Raw genomic sequence first — 21,568 nt, forward strand, 5'->3', positions numbered from 1 at the left:
TGGTCGAGACCGGCGGGCGGCGACCTCAGGTGGCCAGCGCCTCGGCCGGAGGCAGCCGTGACGCACGCACGGCCGGGTGGATCCCGGCGAGAATGCCGGCGGCCAGTGCGGCTCCGACGCCACCGGCGACCCCGGTCAGGGGAACGACCGTGGGCCAGCCCCGCGACACGGCGTAGTCCACGGTGACGAGCAGGCCCACGGCGGCGCCGGCCAGCCCGCCCAGCAGGCACAACGCAACCGACTCGGTGAGGAACTGGCCGCGGATGTGCCGTCTGGTCGCGCCCAGCGCACGCCACAGCCCGATTTCGCGGGTGCGTTCCAGCACCGAGATGATCATCGTGTTGGTCACCCCGACGGTGCCGACCAGCAGCGCCACCGCGGCCAGCCCGAGCAGCAGCCCGGAGAACGCGGTGTCGGAAAGCTGCTTGGCCGCCAAGGCGTCGGAGGGCCTGCTGACGAGGATCTTGCCGGCGTGCAGTCGATCGGCCGGTCGTGCAGCCGCACGGTGTGCCGGATCTGGTCGAGCAGCAGCGCACCGACCCGCAGCGGCAGCGCCGGCCGCCGATCCGAGGGACCGGCGCGGGGCAGCAGCGACCGCACCCGCGCCATCAGCTCCCTGGGGTCGTACGGTTTGGTCACGTAGTCGTCGGCGCCCAGGTCGAATCCGGCCAGCTTGTCCTCGGCGGTCGACCGCGCCGTGACCAGCAGCACCGGCACGTCGGAATCCCGCCGCAGGGACCGCACGACGTCGAGGCCGTCCAGGCCGGGCATCATCACGTCGAGGACGAGCAGATCCGGCTGCCGCAGGGCCGCCTGGTCGAGCGCCTCCCGGCCGTCGTGCACCACCAGCACCGAGTGCGCTTCACGGCGCAGGTACCGGCGCAGCAGTTCGGCCTGTTTGACGTCGTCCTCGGCGACCAGCACGAACGCGCACATCCCAGCCTCCCGCGCGGCGGATGGACGGCGAGTTTATGGCACCTCGCGTCGTCGCCCTCGGAACCCCGTCCCTCGGGCCGGTCGGCCGATCGCGGACATCGACGAAAGTTGCTGCGCCCGTCACCCTTCGGCCGCTGCGGACGGGCCGCCCGTGCGCGAGGGTTCACGGCATGGAACCGAAGCAGGGCACTTACCTCGGAGCGAGTGCCGCGGAGATGCAAGCCAACAAGATCGCCGACAAGGCGGCGGGCGCGATCAGCCAGAAGGCGCTGTTCCGCAGGCGGGGGACGATCGAACTGGCCGGCGGTTCGCTGGCGCTGTCCGGGTGGGACGAGGGGACGCTGGTGCTGCGGCCCGGTGACGTGACGAGCGTGCGGCGCGAGTTCACCGACCTGTACGGGCGGTTCCTCGGCGGTCTGACGGACTCGGGTAAACCACTCATCCTCGATACGACCACCCCGGCGGGCGAGGTGTACCTCTTGATCGACCGCAAGGAGTTCATGGAGTCCACCCGCAACAAGGAATGGGCCGCGGCGATCGAGGACTGGCGGGCCGGCCGGTAGGGACGCGACGACGAACTGGTCTTCACCCGTCGAAACGGAAGTACACCTGCGAACGCGCCGACGGGGCCGGAAGCGTCGGCTTCCGGCCCCGCATCCGGCTCAGTACCAGTGGGCGCGCCCGCCGATCTTGCGGCCCGTTCCGCCGAGGATCGCCAGGACGACCCCGGCGATGGCGAGCACGACGCCGATCGTGTACAGCGCCGGGATGCCGATGACGAAGCCGAGGATGATCAGGATGACGCCGAGGATGATCACGGTGGGGAAGCTCCTTTTCCGGGAACCGCCGTCCCTGAGGCGGCGGCTCGTGTCGAGCGCGGAGATACCCGCACACCCCGCCGGTCAAACAGGCGTTCCCACCCGGACGGCCGGGCGGCGAGCCACTCCCCCGCGGGACCTCGCGTCCTCAGCCACGCGACCACCGCTGGTTCGCGGCGCCGTTGCACGGCCAGATGACGAACGGGGTGCCGTCGGCCGTGCCGCGGCCCTTCACGTCGAGGCACTTGCCGGACCCGACGTTGACGACCGCTCCGCCGGCCTGGACTCGCCACTGCTGCGTGGCGGTCCCGGTGCAGTCGTGGATCTGGACCACGGTGCCGTCGGCCGTTCCGCCGTCGGCGGTCTCGAGGCACTTGGTGTCGAACACCTGGAGCCGGTTGGACGTGGTCGACGTCCACGCCTGGTTGCTGCCGTTGTTGCAGCTCCACAGCGCCGGTACCGTGCCGTTGGCCTGGTTCCCCGCCGGGACGTCGGCGCACTTGCCCGACTCCTGCGATTTGAGGATGCCGCCGGTGTCGCCGCGCGCCCACTTCTGGTTGGCGCCGCCGTTGCAGTCCCAGAGCACCAGCGCGGTGCCGTCGGCCGTGCCGTGCGCGTCCGCGTCGAGGCACCGGCCCGATCCGGCGTTGACGACCGAGCCGTCGGCGTTGACGGTCCACCGCTGCGCGGCGGAATTGTCGCAGCTGCCGATCCGGACCGGTGTCCCGTTGGCCGTGCCACCGGCCCCGGTGCCCAGGCACCTGGTGCCGTAGACCATCAGCTGCCCGGCCGGGGTCGCGGTCCAGCTCTGGTTGGCGCCACCGGTGCAGTCCCACAGGGCGATCGCGGTGCCCTCCGCCTGGCTCTCCGCGGGGACGTCGGCGCAGAGCCCCGACTCCTGCCCCTTGAGGATGCCGCCGAGGTCACCGGCGGCGTTCGGGGTGACCGAGACGTTGTCGAAGAGGTTCGTCTGGTAACCGGTGACACCCACGCCGACGAGCCCGGCGGTGAACGTCGTGTCGGTGAGCGCGCCGAGCACGGCGCCGTCGAGGGTCGCGGTGATCCGGTTGCCGCTGAAGCCCAGTTTGACGTTGTGCCAGTTGTCGAGGCCCAGCGCCGCGTGGGAGCCGGAGGCGAGGGTGGTGAGGACACCACCGCTGCTGTTCTTGGCGATCGACCAGGAGCCGGTATCGGTGATGCGTAACTGGTAGGCGGCCTGGTGGCTTTGCGGCCGGTTCTGCGTGTTGGCGCGGCCGAGCAGGGTCACCGTGCCGGCCTGCCGCATGTCGACGTCCGTGCTGACGGTGTAGTTGCTCCAGTGCGGATCACCGACGAGGGTGAAGGCGTCGCTGTCGTCCTGCCAGTTGATCGGCCGGATCGGCGCGACCTGCTGCAGGCACTGCCCGCCGCGGCCGGCGGCACACGGCCGGACCTCGAACGAGCCCTGCATGTCGGAGAAGTACCTCGCGGCGCTGCGCGTGGGGTAGCTGTCGAAGTTGTCGGAGTAGGGCAGGCTCAACGTGCCGGCCGCCGGGCTCGCCGCGGTGCCCTTGCCTTGTCCGGTCGTCGTGGTGACCGTGTAGATCCGGTTGGGCTGCAGGGTCAGCGAGTACTTCCCCGACGAAGGGGTGACGTCGGCCTGCTTCACGAAGTGATCGGCGGCGTTCGAGGACGCGAGGTCGGTGGACCAGACGTGCACGGTGCCGGTTTTCAGGCCGCCCGAGGCGGCGACGTCCACGATCTGGGCGGCCGTCGCGCCGGTGGTTTCGTAGACGGTCGAGTAGTCGGTGCCGTTGGTGGACTTCAGCGAGATGTAGCTGCCTCCTCCGCGGTTCCCGCCGAGGTAGCCGCTCGCCGAGCCGGTGAGGAACTTCCAGCCGGGCTTGGTGAACTGGGCCACCTGCGCGTTGGCCCACAGGTTCTTCCCGAGCTGGTAGGTGCCCGACCACGGCGTGTTCGCGGTGGCGAGGGCCACCGAGCTGTAGGGCAGGTTCGAATACAGCGCGGCCACCAGCGGCCAGTTCATGAACCCGGTCATCCGCCCGTCGAGGTAGCCCCGGGTGATGGTGCGGATGTAGGCGGCCGAACCGGTGTTGAAGTCCTGGGAGCCGAACTCGCTGGCCCACAACGGTTTCCCGGTGGCGACGGCGTTCGCGGACGATCCGCACGTCGTCGCGTCCGAGAGGTAGCCGCACGGGTAGTGCGAGCCGACGACGCCGACCGCGGCGTCGAACCGGCTGTCGGACAGCATGTCGTCGGCGGTGTTCCAGCCGGTGTCGTCACCGACGATCTGCACGGAACCGTAGCCGCGGGAGTTCAGCGCCGAGCGCAGGTTTTCATACCAGGTCTTGTCGTGGCCGCGTTCGTTCCAGCCGCCGAGGTAGCTGATGGTCAGGCCGTGCCGCTTGGCGCAGTCCAGCCAGGAGATGTCGTAGTCGATCATGTCCTGGGACCAGAAGTTCCCGCCGCCGATCCAGCCGGGCGCCGCCCAGGGCAGCGCCACCAGCTTGATCTCCGGGTTGCGCGCGACGGCTTGTTCGCCGAGCCAGAACTCGTAGCCGGCGTTGCAGTCGATTTCGCCGCGCACGTGCTGGTGGCTCGGTTCCGCGCCGTCGGTGGAGTTCGCGTCCCCGCCGATCTCGAGTTTCAGCAGCTGCACGGCGGCGCCGTAGCCCGGTTTGAACAGGTAGTCCAGCAGCTGCGCCCGTTGCGCGGGTGGGTAGTCGATCAGCAGCCGGGAGTTCCCGCCACCGCCGCTGATCGCGCCGACGCCGTCGAAGGTGCGGCCGGTTTCGCCGCCGTCGACGGCGATCGTGGTGGTGGCCGCGGCGGCGGGCACCGCAGTCACCACCAATGTCGCCGTGACGAGCAGTGCCGACAAAAGCACCAGGAGCAGCCGATGGACGGTCGAGCCGCGGCGTTGCGGACGCATGGAGGTCTCCTCCGGAACTCGTCGTGCGGCGGGGCACGGACGTCCCGGCAACCGGCAACGAAGTTCTCGAGCGTCCCGTGAGAACAGCAGAGTCCCCCACCTGGCGTGAAGTCAAGGAGGACCGGCGATGCTGTCTCGTCATTGGCTCGGCACACGGGGACCGACGGCACATCGGGATGCCCGAAGAGGCAGACTTCCCCGCCGTCTGTTGACGGTCCGGTCGCCGGCTCCGAAGATTTCCGGGCCGGTGCCGCGTCCCAGCAAGACCGTTTCAGTGGAATTCGGGCAGGACGTGCTCCTCCCAGCCGCGGAAGAATCCCTCGTGGTCGGCGCCGACCTGCTGCACGTAGATCTCGTCCACCCCGGCGTCGACGTACTGGCGGACGCGTTCCGCGTGGGCCTTCGGGTCGTCGCCGCACACGATCGCCTCGCCGACGGCCTCGCGGGGGACGAACGACGTCGCGGCTTCGAAGTCCTCCGGCCGCGGGAGGATCTGGGCCAGCTGGCCGGGCAGGACGTCGTTGGCCCACAGCCGGTGCGCCCGGTCCAGCGCCGCTCCGGCGTCGGCGTCCCAGCAGACCTTCATCCCGGCCTGCACCGGCTTGTCCCCGCCGCCGGCTTCGCGGAAGGCCCGGACCAGGTCGGCGTCCGGCACGACCGTGCAGTACCCGTCGCCGATCCGCCCGGCGAGCTTCGTGGCCTGCGGCCCGAACCCGGACACGTAGATCGGCACCGGCTCGTCCGGCACGGTGTAGATCCGCGCGTCCTGCACCTCGTAGTGCGTCCCGTGGTGGCTCACCGCTTCGCCGCGCGCCCCCGCCGCGTGGAGCTTGCGGATGACGTCGACCGCTTCCTCGAGCATCTCCAGCCGCTGCCCGGCCGAGGGCCAGGGGTCGGCGAGGATGTGCTCGTTGAGCGCCTCCCCCGAGCCCACACCCAGCACGAACCGGCCGTCCAGCTGGACCGCGGCGGTGGCGGCGGCCTGGGCGAGCACGGCCGGGTGAATCCGGACGGTCGGGCAGGTGACCGCCGTCGTGATCGGCAGCGAAACGGCCTCCGACAGGGCGCCGATCACCGACCAGACGAACGGGCTCTGGCCCTGCGCGTCGTTCCAGGGGTGGAAGTGGTCCGAGATCCACAGCCGCCGGAACCCGGCGCGCTCGGCCGCGCGGGCCTGGGCGACGAGCTCGCGGGGACCGTACTGCTCGCACGAAAGGAAGTAGCCGATCGACGTCATGCCGGCCGGGTACCCCGCCCCCGCGAACGGCACACCACCGCATCGGCGGAACGGGCAGCACACGGGACGAATGCCCCATCGGCGGCGTGATCGCCGCCCTCACCCTGCGCCCGGCCGGGGACGCCGTTAGCTTCGGTTCCGTGCTCAGATTCGCTGCGGTGGCGGTGTTGTCGCTGCTCTCGCTCGGCGTCGCCGCGCTGGCCCTGTTCGCCGGCCCGTGGTGGTGGCTGCTCGCCGTGCCGCTGCTCCTGCTCGCCGGCGTCGGGTGCTGGGATCTCGCGCAGCGCAGGCACTCGGTCCTGCGGAACTACCCGATCCTCGGGCACCTGCGGTTCTTGCTCGAAGCCGTGCGGCCCGAGCTGCAGCAGTACTTCGTCGAGCGCAACTTCGACGGCCGCCCGTACGACCGGGACGTCCGCAGCATCGTCTACGAACGCGCCAAGGGCACCGACGCCGAAGAGCCGTTCGGGACCGAACGCGACGTCTACGCCGACGGGTACGAGTCCCTGGTCCACTCGATGGCCCCGGTGGCGGCGCCCGACGATCCGCCGAAGGTCCGGATCGGCGGCCCCGACTGCACGAAGCCCTACGACATGGCGCTGCTGAACGTGTCGGCGATGAGTTTCGGCTCCCTGTCCGCGAACGCGATCCTGGCCCTCAACAAGGGCGCCGCGCTCGGCGGGTTCGCCCACGACACCGGCGAAGGCGGGCTGTCGGAGTACCACCTGCGGCACGGCGGCGACCTCGTCTGGGAAATCGGCACCGGCTACTTCGGCTGCCGGACCTCCGACGGCGATTTCGACAAAGCGGAATTCGCCGGCAAAGCGGCGCACGACGCCGTGAAGTGCGTGTCGCTGAAACTGTCCCAGGGCGCGAAACCCGGTATCGGTGGCGTGCTGCCCGGCGGCAAGGTGAACGCCGAGATCGCGCGCGTCCGCGATGTCCCACAGGGCAAAAGCGTCATTTCCCCGCCCTACCACCGGGTGTTCTCCACTCCGCGGGAGCTGGTCCGATTCATCGCCGGGATGCGCGAGCTGGCGGGCGGCAAGCCGACCGGGTTCAAGCTCTGCCTCGGGTCACGACGCCAGTTCCTCGCCGTCTGCAAGGCCATGCTCGCCGAGGGTGTGACGCCGGACTTCATCATCGTCGACGGCGCCGAAGGCGGGACCGGCGCCGCGCCGCTGGAGTTCGCCGACCACATCGGGACCCCGCTGACCGAAGGCCTCATCACCGTCCACAACGCACTGGTCGGCACGGGCCTGCGCGACCGGATCAAGCTCGGCGCCAGCGGCAAGGTCGCCACCGGCGCGGACATCGTCAAGCGCCTCCTGCAGGGCGCCGACTACACCAACGCGGCGCGGGCGATGATGTTCGCCGTCGGCTGCATCCAGGCCCAGCGCTGCCACACCAACCGCTGCCCGGTCGGCGTCACCACCCAGGACGCCCGCCGCGCCCGCGCGCTGGACGTCGAAGACAAGTCCCTGCGGGTGGAACGGTTCCAGCGCGCCACGGTGACCGGCGCGCAGCAGATCATGGCGTCGATGGGCGTCCGGTTCCCCGCCGAGCTGCGACCGCACATGCTCCGCCGCCGCGTCGACCCCCACCAGGTGCTGTCCTACGCGGAGCTCTACGACTGGATCGCACCCGGGCAGCTGCTGTCCGAGCCCCCGCGGGGCTGGGCGGAAGACTGGGCCGCGGCCGATCCCGACCGCTTCACCATCTGATCAGCCGCAGTCCGCCACCAGGACGTTCGCGCCGCCGTCGCCGTCTATGCTCGGCCGGTGGCGATCGACTCCCCCGCTCTGAAGACCCGCCGGGCAACGCCCCGGGACTGGATCCCGCAGTGGTCGTCGGCCGCAGCCCTGCGCGCTGTCCGGGCCACCCTGGTGGTCCCCGTCCTCTTCGCGTTCAGCATCAAGGTGATCGGCGACCTGCAGGTGGCGACGTTCGCCGCCTTCGGCGGGTTCGCCACGCTGGTCATGGCGTCGTTCGGCGGCGGTCGGCGGGACAAGCTGCGTGCCCACTTCGGACTCGCGGTCGCGGGCAGCGTCCTGCTGGTCATCGGCACCGCCGCCAGCGCGTCACTGCCGCTGGCCGCGGTCGTGACGCTCGTCGTGGCCTTCCTGGTGCTCTTCGGCGGAGTCGCGGGACCGAACGCGGCCGCCGGGGGCGTCGCCGCGCTGCTCGCCTACGTCCTCCCGGCCGCCTCCCCCGGCACGATGAGCATGGTGCCGGCCCGTCTCGGTGGCTGGTGGCTGGCCTCGGTGGTCGGCACCGCGGCCGTCCTGCTGCTGTCGCCCCGGTCCCCCGCCACGGCCCTGCGGGACGCGGCGTCGCGGGCGGCCGGCGCGCTGGCCGACCACCTGGACGCGGCCCTGGGCGGCGGCGCGGGCGTGGCCACGGCGCACGAAGCGGCGGTCGAAGCCAAGCACCACCTGATCGACGAATTCACCGCGACGCCCTACCGCCCCACCGGCCTGGCCGCCGAAGACCAGGCTCTCGACAACTTGGTGGGCCTGCTCGAATGGTGCGCTTCGGTCATCGCCGACACCACGGGCGAGTACCCGGACCTGAGCGGAGCACCCGAGGTCGAGCGGGAGCTGCTCGCCGAGACCAGCGCCGGCCTGCGCGAGGTTTCCCGGCTGCTGGCCGGCCGGCCCGGTTCCTTCGACGCCGACGAGCTGGACCGCAGGGTCCAGGCGAGCGTGGAACGGCTGCGCGCGCTCGGATCCGGCGACCCCGGCTACGTCGACGCGGTGCACCTGTCCTTCCACGCCCGCACCGGCGCCTTCGCCGTCCGTGAGGCGGTGACCGAGGCCCGCGCCGCGGTCCCCGGCGGACGGCGGGCCCGCTTTCCCGGCGGGCGCTCCGTGGCCTCGCTGGCCCGCGTCGCTTCGCCGCACACGAGCCTGCGGTCGGTGTGGTTCGTCAACAGCCTCCGCGGCGCGGTGGCGCTGGCCGCGGCGGTCGTCGTCGCCGGGGCGAGTGGCGTCGAACACGGGTTCTGGGTGGTGCTGGGCACGTTGTCCGTGCTGCGCGGCAACGCGGCGGCGACCGGCTCGACCGCGCTGCGAGCGCTGATCGGGACCGCGCTCGGCGTCGTCGTCGGCGCGTTGCTGCTGCTGGTCATCGGCACCAGCGCGCCCGCGCTGTGGATCGCTCTCCCGATCGCGGTGCTGGTCGCCGGCTACGCGCCGGGTGCGCTGCCCTTCACCGCCGGCCAAGCGGCCTTCACGGTGACGGTCTCGGTGCTGTTCAACCTGCTCGCGCCGGCCGGCTGGCAGATCGGTGTCGTGCGGATCGAGGACGTCGCGATCGGCTGCGCGGTGTGCCTGGTGGTGGGCGCGCTGTTCTGGCCCCGCGGCGCCCGGGCCGTGGTCGCCGACGACCTCGCCGACGCGTTCCGCGCCGGCGGCGCGTACCTGGCCGCGGCCGCGAACTGGGCGCTCGGCCTCCGGCACGACCCACCCGCCCCCGCCGCGGCGACCGCGGCCGGAGCACGCCTCGACGACGCGCTCCGCGGGTTCCTCAGCGAGCAGGGCACCAAGCACGTCCCCAAGCCCGACCTGTGGCGGCTGGTCATGGGAACCGTCCGCTCACGGCTCACCGCGCACTCGCTGGCCGGGCTCCCGAACCCCCACGTCGAGCCGGACCCGTTCCGCCGGCTCCTCGGCGACCAGGCGGGCCAGCTCGCCGCCTGGTACGACCACCTGGCATCCCGCCTGGACCGCACCGACCACGGCGACGTCCCCATGCTCGCCCCGCCCGCCTTCCCGGACCTCCTCCAGCAGCCCGGCGCCTCGGTGCGCGACCTCGCCTGCGCGCTGTGGGTCCACGAGCACATCAAGCACATCTCTTTCCGTCTCGCCGAACTCGTCGAGCCGGCCGGCGTGGTGGCGGCCCAGCGCCACCGTCCTTGGTGGCGGTAGGCAGGCGTCTCAGCTCGTGGTGGGAAGCCGGTCGAGCACCCGGTCCAGGCCGAAGGCGAACAGCTCGGCGTCCGACCAGCCGGCACGGAAAACCGATTCCGGTGCGGGCCACGGCGGTTCGGCGTCGCCACCTCCCCATGGCTGCGAACCGCCGAACCGCCGGCCAGTGCCCCGACCACCGGCGTCGTCCCCGGCTGGGCGACGGCCGCCACAGTTCACCACGACCGGGGCGGGGGACGGCCGGATCCTGGACATACCTGGACGCTTCCGGATACCGGCCCCTCAGAGGCGTCCGAGAACCGCGTCAGCGCGCTCGACTCCCGGCCGGCAGCCCGCCTGTTCGTGCAGGGCCCGAGCCTGCCCGGCGTGGGCCCGCGCCGCCCCGGATTCGCCGCGTTCGCGCTCCACGGCGGCCATCGCGAGCAGGCTGTCCGCCCGGATCAGCCGGTGGCCGGTCTGCTCGCTGATGGCCAGGGCTCGGCCGGCCCGGTCGTGGGCCTCGTCGAATCTGCCCTGTCGCAGGTGCACCGCGGACAGGGCGACCAGTGCGTCCCCGCGGCCACGCGGGTGGGCCGCCTCGACGGAAAGGTCCAGCGCCGACTCGAGCGCCGTGCAGGCCACGTCGATCCGGCCGAGTTCCGCCATGACCGTGCCGAGCACGTGGTGCGCGCCCGCCTGCGTCCGTCGCATGCCGAGCCGGGTCGCTTTGGCCAGGGCGTCCCGTGCGGTGGCCAGCGCCTCCTCGTACTCGCCGAGGTCGCGCAGTGCTCCCGCGAGGTTGGCGAGCACGGTGGCTTCGTCCGCGTGCTCGCCGGCCGACCGGCACAGCTCGAGACCGGTCCGGTAGTGCTCGACGGCGCGCTCCAGGTCACCGAGCGCCTGCACGGGCCGGCCCGCGTGGCTTTCGGCGAGCTGCAGCCCGGCGGCGTAACCCTGCCGGGTCGCCGTCTCGATCGCCTTGGCCTGGAGGTCGTGGGCGCCGGCGAGTTCCCCCAGCTCCCAGAGGACGTCGCCGAGCACGACGAGGTTCGGGATGGATGCCGCCCCGTCCGGAGCCGGCTCCAGGTCCAGGGCCCGCCGGTAGTGCCCGGCGGCGTCGTGGAGCCGGCCGATCGAGATCGACGTGCGGCCCAGATCGCTCAGGACGAGCCTGCGGAGGTCCGGCGTATCGAGCTCGTCGGCCAGTTTCACGGCTTCGTCGAGGTGGCGGAGCGCTTCGGCGTGGTCCGAGCTGCTCCAGTGCGCGCTGCTGAGCACCCGCAGGCAGAGCACCTGCCCGGCCGGGTCCCCGGCGGCGCGTGCCGCGGCGAGCGCCGCTTCGCTGACCGGCAGCCACTCCGCGGAACGGTGCCGTTCGAACTCGAAGTGCAGGGCGACGCACAGCTGGGTCGCCAGCGCGTGGAGGCCCGCCGCGGCGGCCTGCCGGGTCAGCGTGGACAACGTGGCGAATTCGACGTCGAACCAGGTCAGCGCGTCGTCAGCGGTCGCGAACGACGCACCGCCGGATCGGACGCGCGCGTACTTCTCCCGGTACGGGCGCGGGTGCCTCAGCTGCGCCGCCTCGGTCGCGAGCCCCGCGTAGTGGGAAATCAGCCGCTGCAACGCCGAATCACGCAGATCGCCGGCGTCTTCCGCCAGGCAGCGGCGCTTGGCCCACGAATGCAGCAAGGCGTGCTGGCTGTACCGCGCCGGCGTCCGCTCGAAGAACAGGTGCGTGTCGAGCAGGGTGCCGACGACCGGACCCAGCGACTCCGGCACCAGGCCGGTCGCGGCCGCCAGCGCCGGCAAGGCGATCCCGTCGACCGGGAACAGCCCGAGGAGCCGGAACACCCGTTGCGCCGCGGGGTTCAGCGCGCGGTAGGACAGCGCGACCGCGTTCTGCACCGCGGTCTCCCGGTCGACCGCGGCGTCGAGCACCGCGAGCGGATCAGCCGACCGGAGCTCCCCGGCCATCGCGGAGAGGGGCAGGCCCGGCCGGACACGGGCGTTCGCCGCCGCGATCCGCAGCGCGAGCGGGAGACGTCCGCAGGCTTCGGCCAGCTCCGCGGTCGCCACCGGGTCGGCGTCGACCCGGTCCGGACCGGCGGCGTACCGGACCAGGGCGACGGCGTCGTCCGTCCCGAGCGGTCCCAGCTCCACCGGGACCGCTCCTTCCCTGGCGACCAGGCCGACCAGTCTCGTGCGGCTGGTGATCAGGACAGCGCAGCTCGGCGAGCCGGGCAGCAACGGGCGCACCTGCTCGGCACTGCTCGCGTCGTCGAGCACCACCACCATGCGACGACCGGCGACCGCGGACCGGAAGGAGGCGGCGAGCCGGTCGGTTTCCCGCGGTATGTCCCGCTCAGCCGTCCCCAGGGCGCGCATGAACCCGGACAGCACGTCGACCGGATCGGCCGGGGGAGCTTCGGCGAACCCGCGCAGGTTCACGAACAACTGGCCATCGGGAAAGCGGCCGGCGGCCCGGTGTGCCCACCGGATCGCCAGCGCCGACTTGCCCACTCCGGGCATCCCGGTGACGAGCGCGACCCGGGTGCCCGCCGAGCCGCTCGACAGCTCGTCGAGTGCGGCCAGCTCCTGCTCGCGTCCCACGAACCCGCCGGCGTCGAGGGGCAGCTGGCGGGGCACCGCCTGCGGGCGGGCGGCCTGCTTCTGCGTGTGGAGGTGGGCGGCCACGCGGAACCAGGCTTCGTTCCAGCTCGCCCACGCCGGGCGCGGAACACCCAGAGCGATGACGATCCGGTCGAACACGTCGGACGGTGGGTGGATCTTGCCGGACAGGTAGGCGTGCACGGTCGAGCGCGGCACCTCCACCAGGCCGGCGAGCTCGGTCAAGCTGACTCGCGCCTTGCCGGTGCCGCGGGCCGCCTGCCGGCGCAGCAGATCGACTTCGCGAACGAACCCCGCGACGTCAGTGATCCGGGCCGGATCCGGCCCTCCGGCATCGCCGCCCACCAGCCTCACGCCTCCCGCAACCCGGACATCGTCCGTCCGATCCAACCGCATCGGCCGCGCACGGGCGTCGGCGCGACCACCGAACCGGGCGGCGGCCCGCCGGACCGGAATGCGGCAGGATGTCCGGCATGACGTTGCCCGCTCTGCCCGAGGAGTCCTTCCGGCGCGTGCTCTGCGTCGTCGCCCACCCCGACGACATGGAGTACGGCACGTCCGCGGCCGTCGCCCGCTGGACCGCGCGCGGCATCGAGGTCGGCTACCTCCTGCTCACCCGCGGCGAAGCCGGCATGCCCAACCCGCCCGAAGAAACAGCCCGCCTGCGTGCCGCCGAGCAGCGGGCCGCCTGCGCCACCGTCGGCGTCGAACACCTGACCATCCTCGAACACCCCGACGGCGTGCTCGTCTACGGCCTCGACCTGCGCCGCGACATCTGCCGCGAGATCCGCCGGTTCAAGCCCGACGTCGTCTACGGCACCGGCTTCGAGATCGAGACGCCCTGGGGCTTCGACCAGGCCGACCACCGCGCGGCCGGCCTCGCGACGCTCGACGCGATCCGGGACGCGGGCAACCGATGGGTCTTCCCCGAGCAGATCGACGCCGAAGGCCTCCAGCCGCACTCCGCCCGCTGGTACCTGACCCCGGGCATGACGGACCCGACCCACGGCGTCGACGTCACCGGCGAACCACTGCGCCGCGGCGTGGCCTCGCTCGAGGCGCACGCCGCCTACCTGGCCGCACTCCCCGACCACCCGGCGCCCGCCGATTTCATCCCGCGGTTCGCCGCGATGGGCGGCAAGGCCATGGGCGTCGAGCACGCCGTCCTCTTCCGCGCCCACGACCTGCAGGCACCACCGGAGGTCGCGGACGACGTCACCGCATGATCGTGGTGAGCACGTCCACCACCGGCTACTGCGGTTGCGCGGAGGCGACCGCGGTGCCGAGCACCCACTGCACTGCCTCGGCGAGCGGTGTTGCGGATGCCGAGTGCCAGGCGACGATGACGTCGGGGCGCACGAGCAGGGCGCCGTCGGCGGGCAGGCAGGTCTCGGCGAGCCAACCCTGGTGCGGCACCTCGACCAGCCGCAGCCCGAGGCGATCCGCTTCGGTGATCCAGTGTCCGTTGTCCGGGCCGGTGAGCAGGGTCAGGCCCGGGCCGGCGTAGTCCACCGTGGACGTCCGTGCGTCGATCCAGGCGTGCGGCAGGCGCGTGCCCGGACGGCCCGCCGGCGCGTAGTGGTCGACGGGCGCGGGATCGCGGCCGTCCGGGACGAACGCGCCTTCGGTGTACTGGGTGCCGAACATCGTGGCCAGCAGGTCGTCGTGCCGGCGATCCGGGCTGGTGTAGGCGGCGAGCATGTCGCCGACGTGCCCGCGGACCGTGCTGGAGGCTTCGGCGATCGCGTAACCGGCCGGACGGCGTTCGGCGTCGTAGGTGTCGAGCAGGGCGGGCGCCGCCCGCCCGGCCAGTACCGCGGCGAGCTTCCAGGCGAGGTTGGCCGCGTCGGCGATGGCGGTGTTGGCGCCCGCCGCGGCCATCGGGGGCATCATGTGCGCGGCGTCGCCCGTCAGGAACACGCGGCCGTCGCGGAACCGGTCGGCAACCCGCATCGCCGACTCCCATGGCGAGCGGCTGAGCAGCTCGACGTCGAGATCCGGGACGCCGATCACGATCCGCAGGAGGTCGTGCCAGTCGCCGTCGCCGAGCGTGCGCGCCTCGGGGAAGTCGGCCGTCGAGAACAGCCACCGGTCGGTGCCGTTGACCGAGAGGAAGGCGCCCGAGGCCACCGGGTTGTCGATCTCGCACAGGTTGAACGGCTTTTCCCGCGCCAGGCCGGTGAGATCGGCGCGGAAGTAGAGGTCGAGGTTGTCGGCGAGGTGGCCGTGGCCGCCGCGCGGGATGCCCAGTGCGGTGCGGACCGGACTGCGTGCGCCGTCGGCGGCGACGAGGTAGTCCGCGGTCAGCTTGTACGGCTCGCCGTCCGCGGGCTTCAGCAGCGCGGTCACCCCGTCGCCGTCTTGGGTGAAGGACACCAGTTCGGTGCCCAGCCGCACGGACACGCCCCGTTCTTCGGCGGCCCGGCGCAGGATCGGCTCCAGCACGACCTGCGGGCACAGGACGTTCGGTCCGGGGCTCAGCTCGGGAATCCTCGCCTGCTGCAGCCGCCGTTCCCGCATCCCGCTCATGTCCCGGGCCTGGGCCGCGACCAGCGTGGGGCCGGCCAGGACCGCGGAGAACGACGCCAGCGGCGCACTCGCCTCGGCGACCTCGGCCGCAAGGCCGAGCAGGCGGAAGACCTCGGTGCTGCGCGGGTTGAACCGGCGTGCCTTCGGCTGCGGCGACACCCCGGCGTGCTTCTCGACCAGCACCGGGTACACCCCTTCGCGTCGCAGCAGCAGGGCGGTGGTCAGTCCGGCGATGCCGCCACCGCTGATCAAGACCGGCACACGTGCGGTCATGGGAACCCCCTCGAAGTAAAAGTGACACAGTACAACTGAGTACACCGTACAACTACTGGTATGGTCAACCCATGGTTACCGGGACGGGCAGGCGGGAGCGCAAGAAGGCGGCCACCCACCAGGCCCTGGCCGACGCGGCACTGCGCCTGTTCCTCGAACGCGGCTACGACGACGTGGGCGTCCGCGAGATCGCCGACGCCGCCGACGTGTCCACCACCACCCTGCAGAAACACTTCCCCAGCAAGGAATCCCTCGTCTTCGACCGGGACACCGACATCGAGGAAGCCCTGCTCGCGGCGGTGCGCGACCGCCCGCCCGGCACCTCGGTGCTCGCCGCGCTGCGGGAGCACACGCTGGCCCGCGTCGAGCGCGGTGCCGCCGCCGACGGGGCGGCGGAGTTCATGACCCTCGTGCGCAGCACGCCGGCGCTCAGCGACTACTGGCACCGGATGTGGATGCGGCACGAGGACGCGCTCACCCGCGTCCTCGCCGCCGAAACCGGCGCCCCCGAAACCGATCCCGGATGCGCGGCACTCGCCCACTTCGCGCTGGAAACCTCGGCCCTCGCCATCCGCTCCGAAAATCCGGCCCGCGTCGTCGAAGCCGCGTTCGCCATCCTCGAACGCGGCTGGCCCGCCTGATCCCGCCGAGGCGGTTCCGGCGGGCCGGACCACGGACGGCGACGGCGGATCAGGTGGAGATGGTGGCCACGGGGTCGAACCCGTAGGTGCGGGCGTAGCCGTTCTCCGTGCCGACGAGCAGGTCGACGATCTCGAAGTAGCGGTCCCAGAAGGGAGTCTCCCGCAGCGCGTCGATCAGGAGCTGGTAGGCGTGGTGATCGTCGGCTTCCCAGACCCAGATGTCGGTGACGCGGGCGGAGTAGAACTCCGTGTCGTAGAAGCGTGACCGGACGCCGGTGGTTTTGGCCTCGATCGCGGGGACGACCTGGGTGGCGAAGGCGTCCGCCCGTTCCCGGACGGTCATGGCGAGCCATTCGGGGGTGGTCTTGATGAGCATGAAAGCGGTCACGGTTGCTTCGGCTTCTTCGGTGGACATGGCGTTCCTTCCTCGGTCAGGCCAGGACGGCGGGCTTGAGCGTGTGGGCGCACCACTGCGCGAAAGTGGTGGGAGAGGCGGTGTCCGCGGTACGGGCAACGCCGGCGTCGAGGCCGTTGTCCTTGGCCTGCTTCATGTCGGCGATGCCCTGGACGAACGCTTCGTCGAGGCCGTAGCCGAGGAGGGTGGTGCGCAGGTCCTCGAGCGACTGGCGTTCGTAGCGGACGGGGCGCCCCAGCTGCTCGGTCATGATGCGGGCCAGGTCGCGCGGGGACAGGTCCTCGGGTCCGAGAACCGCGACGTCGCCGACGCCGGTCCAGGAGCGGTCCAGCAGCAGGCGGCCGGCGACGGCGGCGATGTCGGCGATGGCGACCAGCGGTGCTTTGCGGTCGGCGTCGACGACGTCGGTGAAGACGCCCTTCTCGCGGATCGAGCCGACCTCCTCCAGGAGGTTCTCGAAGAAGGACGGGTTGGCCAGCGCCCGGTAGGCGACGCCGGTTTCCGCGATGAGCTCGTCCATCGCCAGGGAGGCGGTGACGAGCCCGGCGCGCTCGGCGACCGGGGTGCCGCGGCCGAGCGCGGACACGCCGACGACGTGCCCGACACCGTGGGCGGCGAGGGCCTTCGCGGCGGGACGGGTGAAGCCGCTCCAGGCGTCCGCCGGGGGCCGGGAAGAGTCCGGGGGAACGAGCCAGAAGACGGCGTCCGCACCCTCGAAGGCCCGATCGACAACCTCGGCGTCGCCGTGTGAGCCGGTGATCACCTCGACGTTTTCGCGCACCTCGACGGGGAGCCGGGCGGGGTCGCGGGCGATCACCCGCAGTTCCTCGCCGTGGGCGGGGGCGTCCGCCAGCAGCAGGGGCACCAGGTGGCTGCCGATGTTCCCCGTGGGAGCGGTGATGACGATCATGAAAACCTCGCAGGTCGTGCCGGTCAGTACGCCGCCCATGCTGCTGAGGACCACGCCGATGCCACAATGGGAACTTCAGCAAGCATTCATTGCCTGGAATGGAATTACGCTGGTGAGCAGCCCTGATCCGGTCATCGACGCCAACCTCGCCGTCGCCCTCGACGCCCTGCTGGCCGAGCAGAGCGTCACGCGCGCCGCCGCCCGCCTGCACACCTCCCCGGCAGCCATGAGCCGCACCCTCGCCCGCCTGCGGCGCATCCTCCAGGACCCGCTCCTGGTCCGGGCCGGGCAGACCATGGTGCCCACGCCGCGCGCCCATGCCCTGCGCGACGAGGCCGCCGCCGTGGTTCGCAGCCTGGCCGCCCTGCTCACACCGGGCACCGTTGTCGACCCCGCCGGCCTGCACACCACCTTCACCCTCCAGGCCGCCGACCTGGTCGGCGCGGCGCTGGCCGCGGGGCTGCTGCGACTGACCCGGCAAGAGGCGCCGGGGATCTTCTTGCGGTTCCGGGCCGAGGAGTTCGAGGCCGGGTCGGCCCTCCGCGACGGCCGGATCGACCTGGAGATCGGCTCCATCGACCACGTCGATCCCGAGACGCAGGTCGAAAAGCTGCTCACCTTGCGGATGGTGGCGGCCGTCCGGCCCTGTCACCCCCTGACCGAGGGACCCGTGACGCCGGCCGGGCTCGCTGCCGCCGACCACGTCGCGGTCAGCCGCCGCGGGCGGTTCACCGGTCCCCTCGACACCGCACTGGCCGAGCACGGCCTTCGGCGGCGGGTCGCCGTGGTCCTGCCCAGCCACCTGGCCGCGATGGCCCTCGCCGCCCGCAGCGACCTCGTCTGCCTGGTCCCCGCGGCTCTCTCCGACGCGACCGTCTCACCCCTCACCGCCGACGCCGTGGCGCTCGGCCTGCACCTGCTCGACATTCCCCTGCCGCTGCCGCCGCTGACCATCGGCATGGCCTGGCATCCCCGCCAGTCCGCCGATGGAGCTCACCGCTGGCTCCGCGACGCCGTCCGCCGGACGCTTCGCGCACCGCTTTCGGCGCACGATCGAGCCCGGAATACCGAGCCGGGCCCGCCTGCCGCCCCCCGAGATACCGACATTCGGCGGTAGTGAGGAGTCCGTTTGATCTGATTGGATCCCGTCAGATCTTTTTACAACGTTGTAAAACTGAAGGGGATCGCGCCGATGAGAAGAGCCGCTTCCGTCCTCGTCGCCCTGCTGGTGACGTTGGGCGTGGCGTCCGGCACGCCGCCCGCAGGTGCCGCCGAGCCCGTGCACGGCCTGAAAGCCGAGTACTACACGATGTCGGCGCCGGGCGCGCGGGACTTCGCGAACCTGGCCGGTACCGCACTCGACTCGGAGGTCGACCACGCGGACCTGACCTCGGTCTTCGGGTTGGTCGCCGGGCGCACCGAGCACACGACCGCCCGGTGGACCGGCCGGCTCGCCGTGCCGCGGACCGGCGACTACACGTTCTACGCCATCGGTGACAACGGGTTCCGGCTGTTCATCGACGGCGCGCCGGTGATCGACCACTGGGTCGGCGACTGGGACACCGAGCAGACCAGCACACCGGTCACGCTGAGCGCCGGCAAGCAGTACGACTTCAAGCTGGAGATGTTCCAGGACGTCGGCGGCGCCAACATGTTCCTGCGCTGGTCGAGCGCGGGCATCGCGAAGCAGATCGTGCCGCTGTCGGCGTTCACGCCTCCCGCCGGCTACACGGCCGTGCCGCGCTCGGCGGACGTGGCCGAGGACGGCCGCACCCTCACGGCCGACTTCGACGGCCGGGTCTCGGGCACGAGCGACCTGAAAGACCACCTGCGCATCGAGGTCGACGCGACGCCGATGCCGGTCTCGCTCATCACGACCACCCGCACCCGGGCCACGATCCGGCTGGCCGAAAGAGTCCTGAAGGGCCAGCGGGTCACGATGTACTACGACGGCGCGGGCGCGCTCACGGTGAACGGCACGAAGATCGGGAAGACCGGACGCACGGTCGCGAACGCGTCCACGGAACGGCTCCGGACGCCGTGGGGCGAGAACGCCGACACCCGCCACCCGCTGCCGGAGTACCCGCGGCCGCAGCTCGAGCGCGACCAGTGGGTCAACCTCAACGGCCCCTGGGAGTTCTCGGCCGCCCAGGAGGGCCAGCAGCCGGCGTTCGGCAAGCGGCTGCCCGAAAAAGTGATCGTGCCCTACCCGATCGAGTCGCAGCTCTCCGGGCTCGAACGGCACGAAGACCACATGTTCTACCGCCGCACGGTCACCGTCCCGCGCGACTGGAAGGTCGGCGGCGGGCAGCGCCTCAAGCTCAACTTCGGCGCGGTCGACTACCAGGCCAAGGTCTGGGTGAACGGCAAGCTCGTCGCCGAGCACACCGGCGGGTACACGGCGTTCAGCGCCGACATCACCGACGCGCTCAAGCGCGGTGACGAGCAGGAGATCGTCGTCGCCGTCACCGACACGACCGGCCCGTACCAGCCCAAGGGCAAGCAGTCCCCCAACCCCGGCGGCATCTTCTACACCCCGTCGTCGGGCATCTGGCAGACGGTGTGGCTGGAACCCGTGGCGGACAAGGGCATCGACGAAATCAAGACGACTCCCGACCTCACCACCGGCTCGCTGGCGCTGAACGTCAAGTCCGCGGGCAACGCCACCGTCACCGCGGTCGCCAAGGACGCGCGGGGCCGGCCGGTCGGCACGGTCACCGGGCCGGCGAACGCGAACCTGAAGCTGCCGGTGCCGAACCCGCACCTGTGGACGCCGGATGACCCGTACCTCTACCAGCTGGAGGTCAAGCTGGGCGGCGACAAGGTCAAGAGCTACTTCGGCATGCGGTCCACCGGCATCACGAACGTCGGCGGCGTCCCCAAGCTGACGCTCAACGGCAAGCCGTTCTTCTCCCTGATGCAGCTGGACCAGGGCTTCTACCCGGACGGGCTGAACACCGCGCCGAGCGACGACGCCCTCGTCTTCGACCTGAAGGCGCAGAAGGACCTCGGCTTCAACGCCGTCCGCAAGCACATCAAGGTCGAGCCCGCCCGCTGGTACTACCACGCGGACCAGCTGGGATTGCTGGTGTGGCAGGACTTCGTGTCGGTCGAGGACGGCAACAACCCCGCGGCGCAGCAGGCGTGGCTCGACCAGGGCCTGGAAGAGATGCACCAGCTGCAGAACTCCCCGTCCGTCTACGCCTGGATCGTGTTCAACGAGGGCTGGGGCGAGTGGGACAAGGCCGCCACCGGCCGGATCACCGACCAGGTCCAGGCCGCCGACCCGAGCCGGATCGTCAACGCCCACAGCGGGGTGAACTGCTGCGCCTCCAAGGGCGACTCGGGGCGCGGCGACGTCATCGACCACCACGACTACAACAACACCGACCCGGCCCGCTCGGACGGCAGGCGCGTCGCGATGGACGGCGAGCACGGCGGCTTCACGCTGCGCACGCCGGGGCACCAGTGGCCGGGTGCGCCGATCGCGATCTACAGCGGCGTGGCGGACAAGGCGGCGCTGACGGCGAAGTACGTCGACAACACCCGCACCTTCTACCTCGGGCAGGCCAGGGCCGAGCTGTCGGCTTCGGTCTACACGCAGGTCACCGACCTGGAAGGCGAGCTCAACGGGCTCTGGACCTACGACCGCAAGCGCCTCAAGGTCGACCCGGGTCCCGTCCGCGAGATCAACCGGCGCGTGATCGAGGCCGGCGCCGACGCGGGCAAGCCCTACCCCTACGCGGGGAAGGGCTCATGGCACCTCGACGAGCGCGGGGGAACGACCGCGAAGGACTCGAGCGGTGGCAAGAACCCGCTGACGCTCACCCCGGCCGGCGCGGCGTTCAAGGACGGTGCGCTGCAGTTCACCGGCGGCTCCGCCGACACCTACGGCCCGGTCGTCGACACGACCGGTGACTACACCGTGTCCGCGAAGGTGCGGCTCGACCAGCTGCCCGGCAACTACGCGACCGCGGTGAGCCAGGACGGCCGGGAGCGGGAGAGCCCGTTCTATCTGCAGTACGGGCAGGGCGCGTTCGCGTTCAGCACCCCCGGCGGCAACCGCGCCCGGTACGAGGTCGTGCCGGAGATCGGCCGCTGGTACGAGCTGACGGGTGTCCGGGCCGGCGACGAGATCCGGCTCTACGTGGACGGCGTGAAGGTCGCGACGGCACCGGCCGGGCCGGCGGTGGTCGGCACCGGCGCGTTCACCGTCGGGCGGGCCAAGTACGACGGCCGCAACGTCGACTTCTGGCCCGGCGCGGTCGACGAGGTCGGCGTGGCCGGCAAGGCGTTGACGGACACGGAGGTCGCCCAGCTCTCCTGATGCCTCCCGCGACG

The 21,568-nt window shown here is 71.9% G+C and carries 16 protein-coding genes; 7 read left to right on the forward strand and 9 right to left on the reverse strand.

Annotated features, from left to right (window positions below; all coding sequences use genetic code 11):
- Positions 1-25: 25 nt before the first annotated feature.
- Complete coding sequence (locus QRY02_RS13900; RefSeq protein ID WP_502874201.1) at positions 26-376, reverse strand: ABC transporter permease; 351 nt, start codon at positions 374-376, stop codon at positions 26-28.
- On the reverse strand, positions 346-936 hold the full coding sequence (locus QRY02_RS48845) for a response regulator transcription factor (RefSeq protein WP_502874202.1): 591 nt from the start codon (positions 934-936) through the stop codon (positions 346-348). Before QRY02_RS48845 ends, QRY02_RS13900 begins: the two co-directional genes overlap by 31 nt.
- A 170-nt stretch (positions 937-1,106) precedes the next feature.
- Here QRY02_RS48845 and QRY02_RS13910 point away from each other — a divergent pair, with 170 nt between their 5' ends.
- On the forward strand, positions 1,107-1,499 hold the full coding sequence (locus tag QRY02_RS13910) for a hypothetical protein (RefSeq protein ID WP_285991937.1): 393 nt from the start codon (positions 1,107-1,109) through the stop codon (positions 1,497-1,499).
- Positions 1,500-1,598: 99 nt separating this feature from the next.
- On the opposite strand, the gene QRY02_RS13915 is transcribed toward QRY02_RS13910, so the two are convergent.
- The 3 genes from QRY02_RS13915 to QRY02_RS13925 all read right to left on the reverse strand — a co-directional run bounded on the left by QRY02_RS13915 (position 1,599) and on the right by QRY02_RS13925 (position 5,923).
- Complete coding sequence (locus QRY02_RS13915) at positions 1,599-1,754, reverse strand: hypothetical protein (RefSeq protein ID WP_285991938.1); 156 nt, start codon at positions 1,752-1,754, stop codon at positions 1,599-1,601.
- 148 nt (positions 1,755-1,902) lie between these two features.
- Entirely contained in the window at positions 1,903-4,686 is a 2,784-nt protein-coding gene (locus tag QRY02_RS13920; RefSeq protein WP_285991939.1) for a ricin-type beta-trefoil lectin domain protein, read from the reverse strand.
- A 271-nt stretch (positions 4,687-4,957) separates the two neighbouring features.
- Complete coding sequence (locus tag QRY02_RS13925; RefSeq protein ID WP_285991940.1) at positions 4,958-5,923, reverse strand: TIGR03557 family F420-dependent LLM class oxidoreductase; 966 nt, start codon at positions 5,921-5,923, stop codon at positions 4,958-4,960.
- A gap of 86 nt (positions 5,924-6,009) precedes the next feature.
- On the opposite strand from QRY02_RS13925, the gene QRY02_RS13930 reads away from it, so the two are divergent.
- Both QRY02_RS13930 and QRY02_RS13935 read left to right on the forward strand, forming a co-directional pair.
- Positions 6,010-7,647, forward strand: coding sequence for an FMN-binding glutamate synthase family protein (locus QRY02_RS13930; RefSeq protein WP_353069059.1), 1,638 nt, complete (start codon positions 6,010-6,012; stop codon positions 7,645-7,647).
- Between the two features lie 57 nt (positions 7,648-7,704).
- Positions 7,705-9,852, forward strand: a complete 2,148-nt coding sequence (locus tag QRY02_RS13935; RefSeq protein WP_285991942.1) for an FUSC family protein — start codon at positions 7,705-7,707, stop codon at positions 9,850-9,852.
- Positions 9,853-10,134: 282 nt separating this feature from the next.
- Here QRY02_RS13935 and QRY02_RS13940 read toward each other — a convergent pair whose 3' ends face one another.
- Positions 10,135-12,813, reverse strand: a complete 2,679-nt coding sequence (locus tag QRY02_RS13940; RefSeq protein ID WP_285991943.1) for an ATP-binding protein — start codon at positions 12,811-12,813, stop codon at positions 10,135-10,137.
- A 110-nt stretch (positions 12,814-12,923) separates the two neighbouring features.
- Here QRY02_RS13940 and QRY02_RS13945 point away from each other — a divergent pair, with 110 nt between their 5' ends.
- Positions 12,924-13,685, forward strand: coding sequence for a PIG-L deacetylase family protein (locus QRY02_RS13945; RefSeq protein ID WP_502874203.1), 762 nt, complete (start codon positions 12,924-12,926; stop codon positions 13,683-13,685).
- 25 nt (positions 13,686-13,710) lie between these two features.
- Here QRY02_RS13945 and QRY02_RS13950 read toward each other — a convergent pair whose 3' ends face one another.
- Positions 13,711-15,261 carry an FAD-dependent monooxygenase gene (locus tag QRY02_RS13950; RefSeq protein ID WP_285991945.1) on the reverse strand — a complete coding sequence of 517 codons (1,551 nt, stop codon included), beginning with the start codon at positions 15,259-15,261 and terminating at the stop codon, positions 13,711-13,713.
- A 71-nt stretch (positions 15,262-15,332) separates the two neighbouring features.
- Between QRY02_RS13950 and QRY02_RS13955 the strand changes: the two genes are divergently transcribed.
- Positions 15,333-15,902: a TetR/AcrR family transcriptional regulator gene (locus tag QRY02_RS13955; protein ID WP_285991946.1), complete on the forward strand. Its 570-nt coding sequence runs from the start codon at positions 15,333-15,335 to the stop codon at positions 15,900-15,902.
- A gap of 49 nt (positions 15,903-15,951) precedes the next feature.
- Here the strand turns inward: QRY02_RS13955 and QRY02_RS13960 are convergent, their stop codons facing one another.
- Positions 15,952-16,317, reverse strand: a complete 366-nt coding sequence (locus QRY02_RS13960) for a darcynin family protein (RefSeq protein ID WP_285991947.1) — start codon at positions 16,315-16,317, stop codon at positions 15,952-15,954.
- A gap of 16 nt (positions 16,318-16,333) precedes the next feature.
- Positions 16,334-17,266, reverse strand: coding sequence for an NAD(P)H-binding protein (locus QRY02_RS13965; protein ID WP_353069061.1), 933 nt, complete (start codon positions 17,264-17,266; stop codon positions 16,334-16,336).
- A 73-nt stretch (positions 17,267-17,339) separates the two neighbouring features.
- On the opposite strand from QRY02_RS13965, the gene QRY02_RS13970 reads away from it, so the two are divergent.
- The gene (locus tag QRY02_RS13970; RefSeq protein ID WP_285991948.1) at positions 17,340-18,344 is read left to right on the forward strand and encodes a LysR family transcriptional regulator; all 1,005 of its coding nucleotides are present in this window, start codon (positions 17,340-17,342) and stop codon (positions 18,342-18,344) included.
- 75 nt (positions 18,345-18,419) lie between these two features.
- On the forward strand, positions 18,420-21,554 hold the full coding sequence (locus QRY02_RS13975; protein ID WP_285991949.1) for a PA14 domain-containing protein: 3,135 nt from the start codon (positions 18,420-18,422) through the stop codon (positions 21,552-21,554).
- Positions 21,555-21,568 lie beyond the last annotated feature (14 nt).

It is taken from the genome of Amycolatopsis sp. DG1A-15b (genome assembly GCF_030285645.1).
Classification (GTDB): domain Bacteria; phylum Actinomycetota; class Actinomycetes; order Mycobacteriales; family Pseudonocardiaceae; genus Amycolatopsis.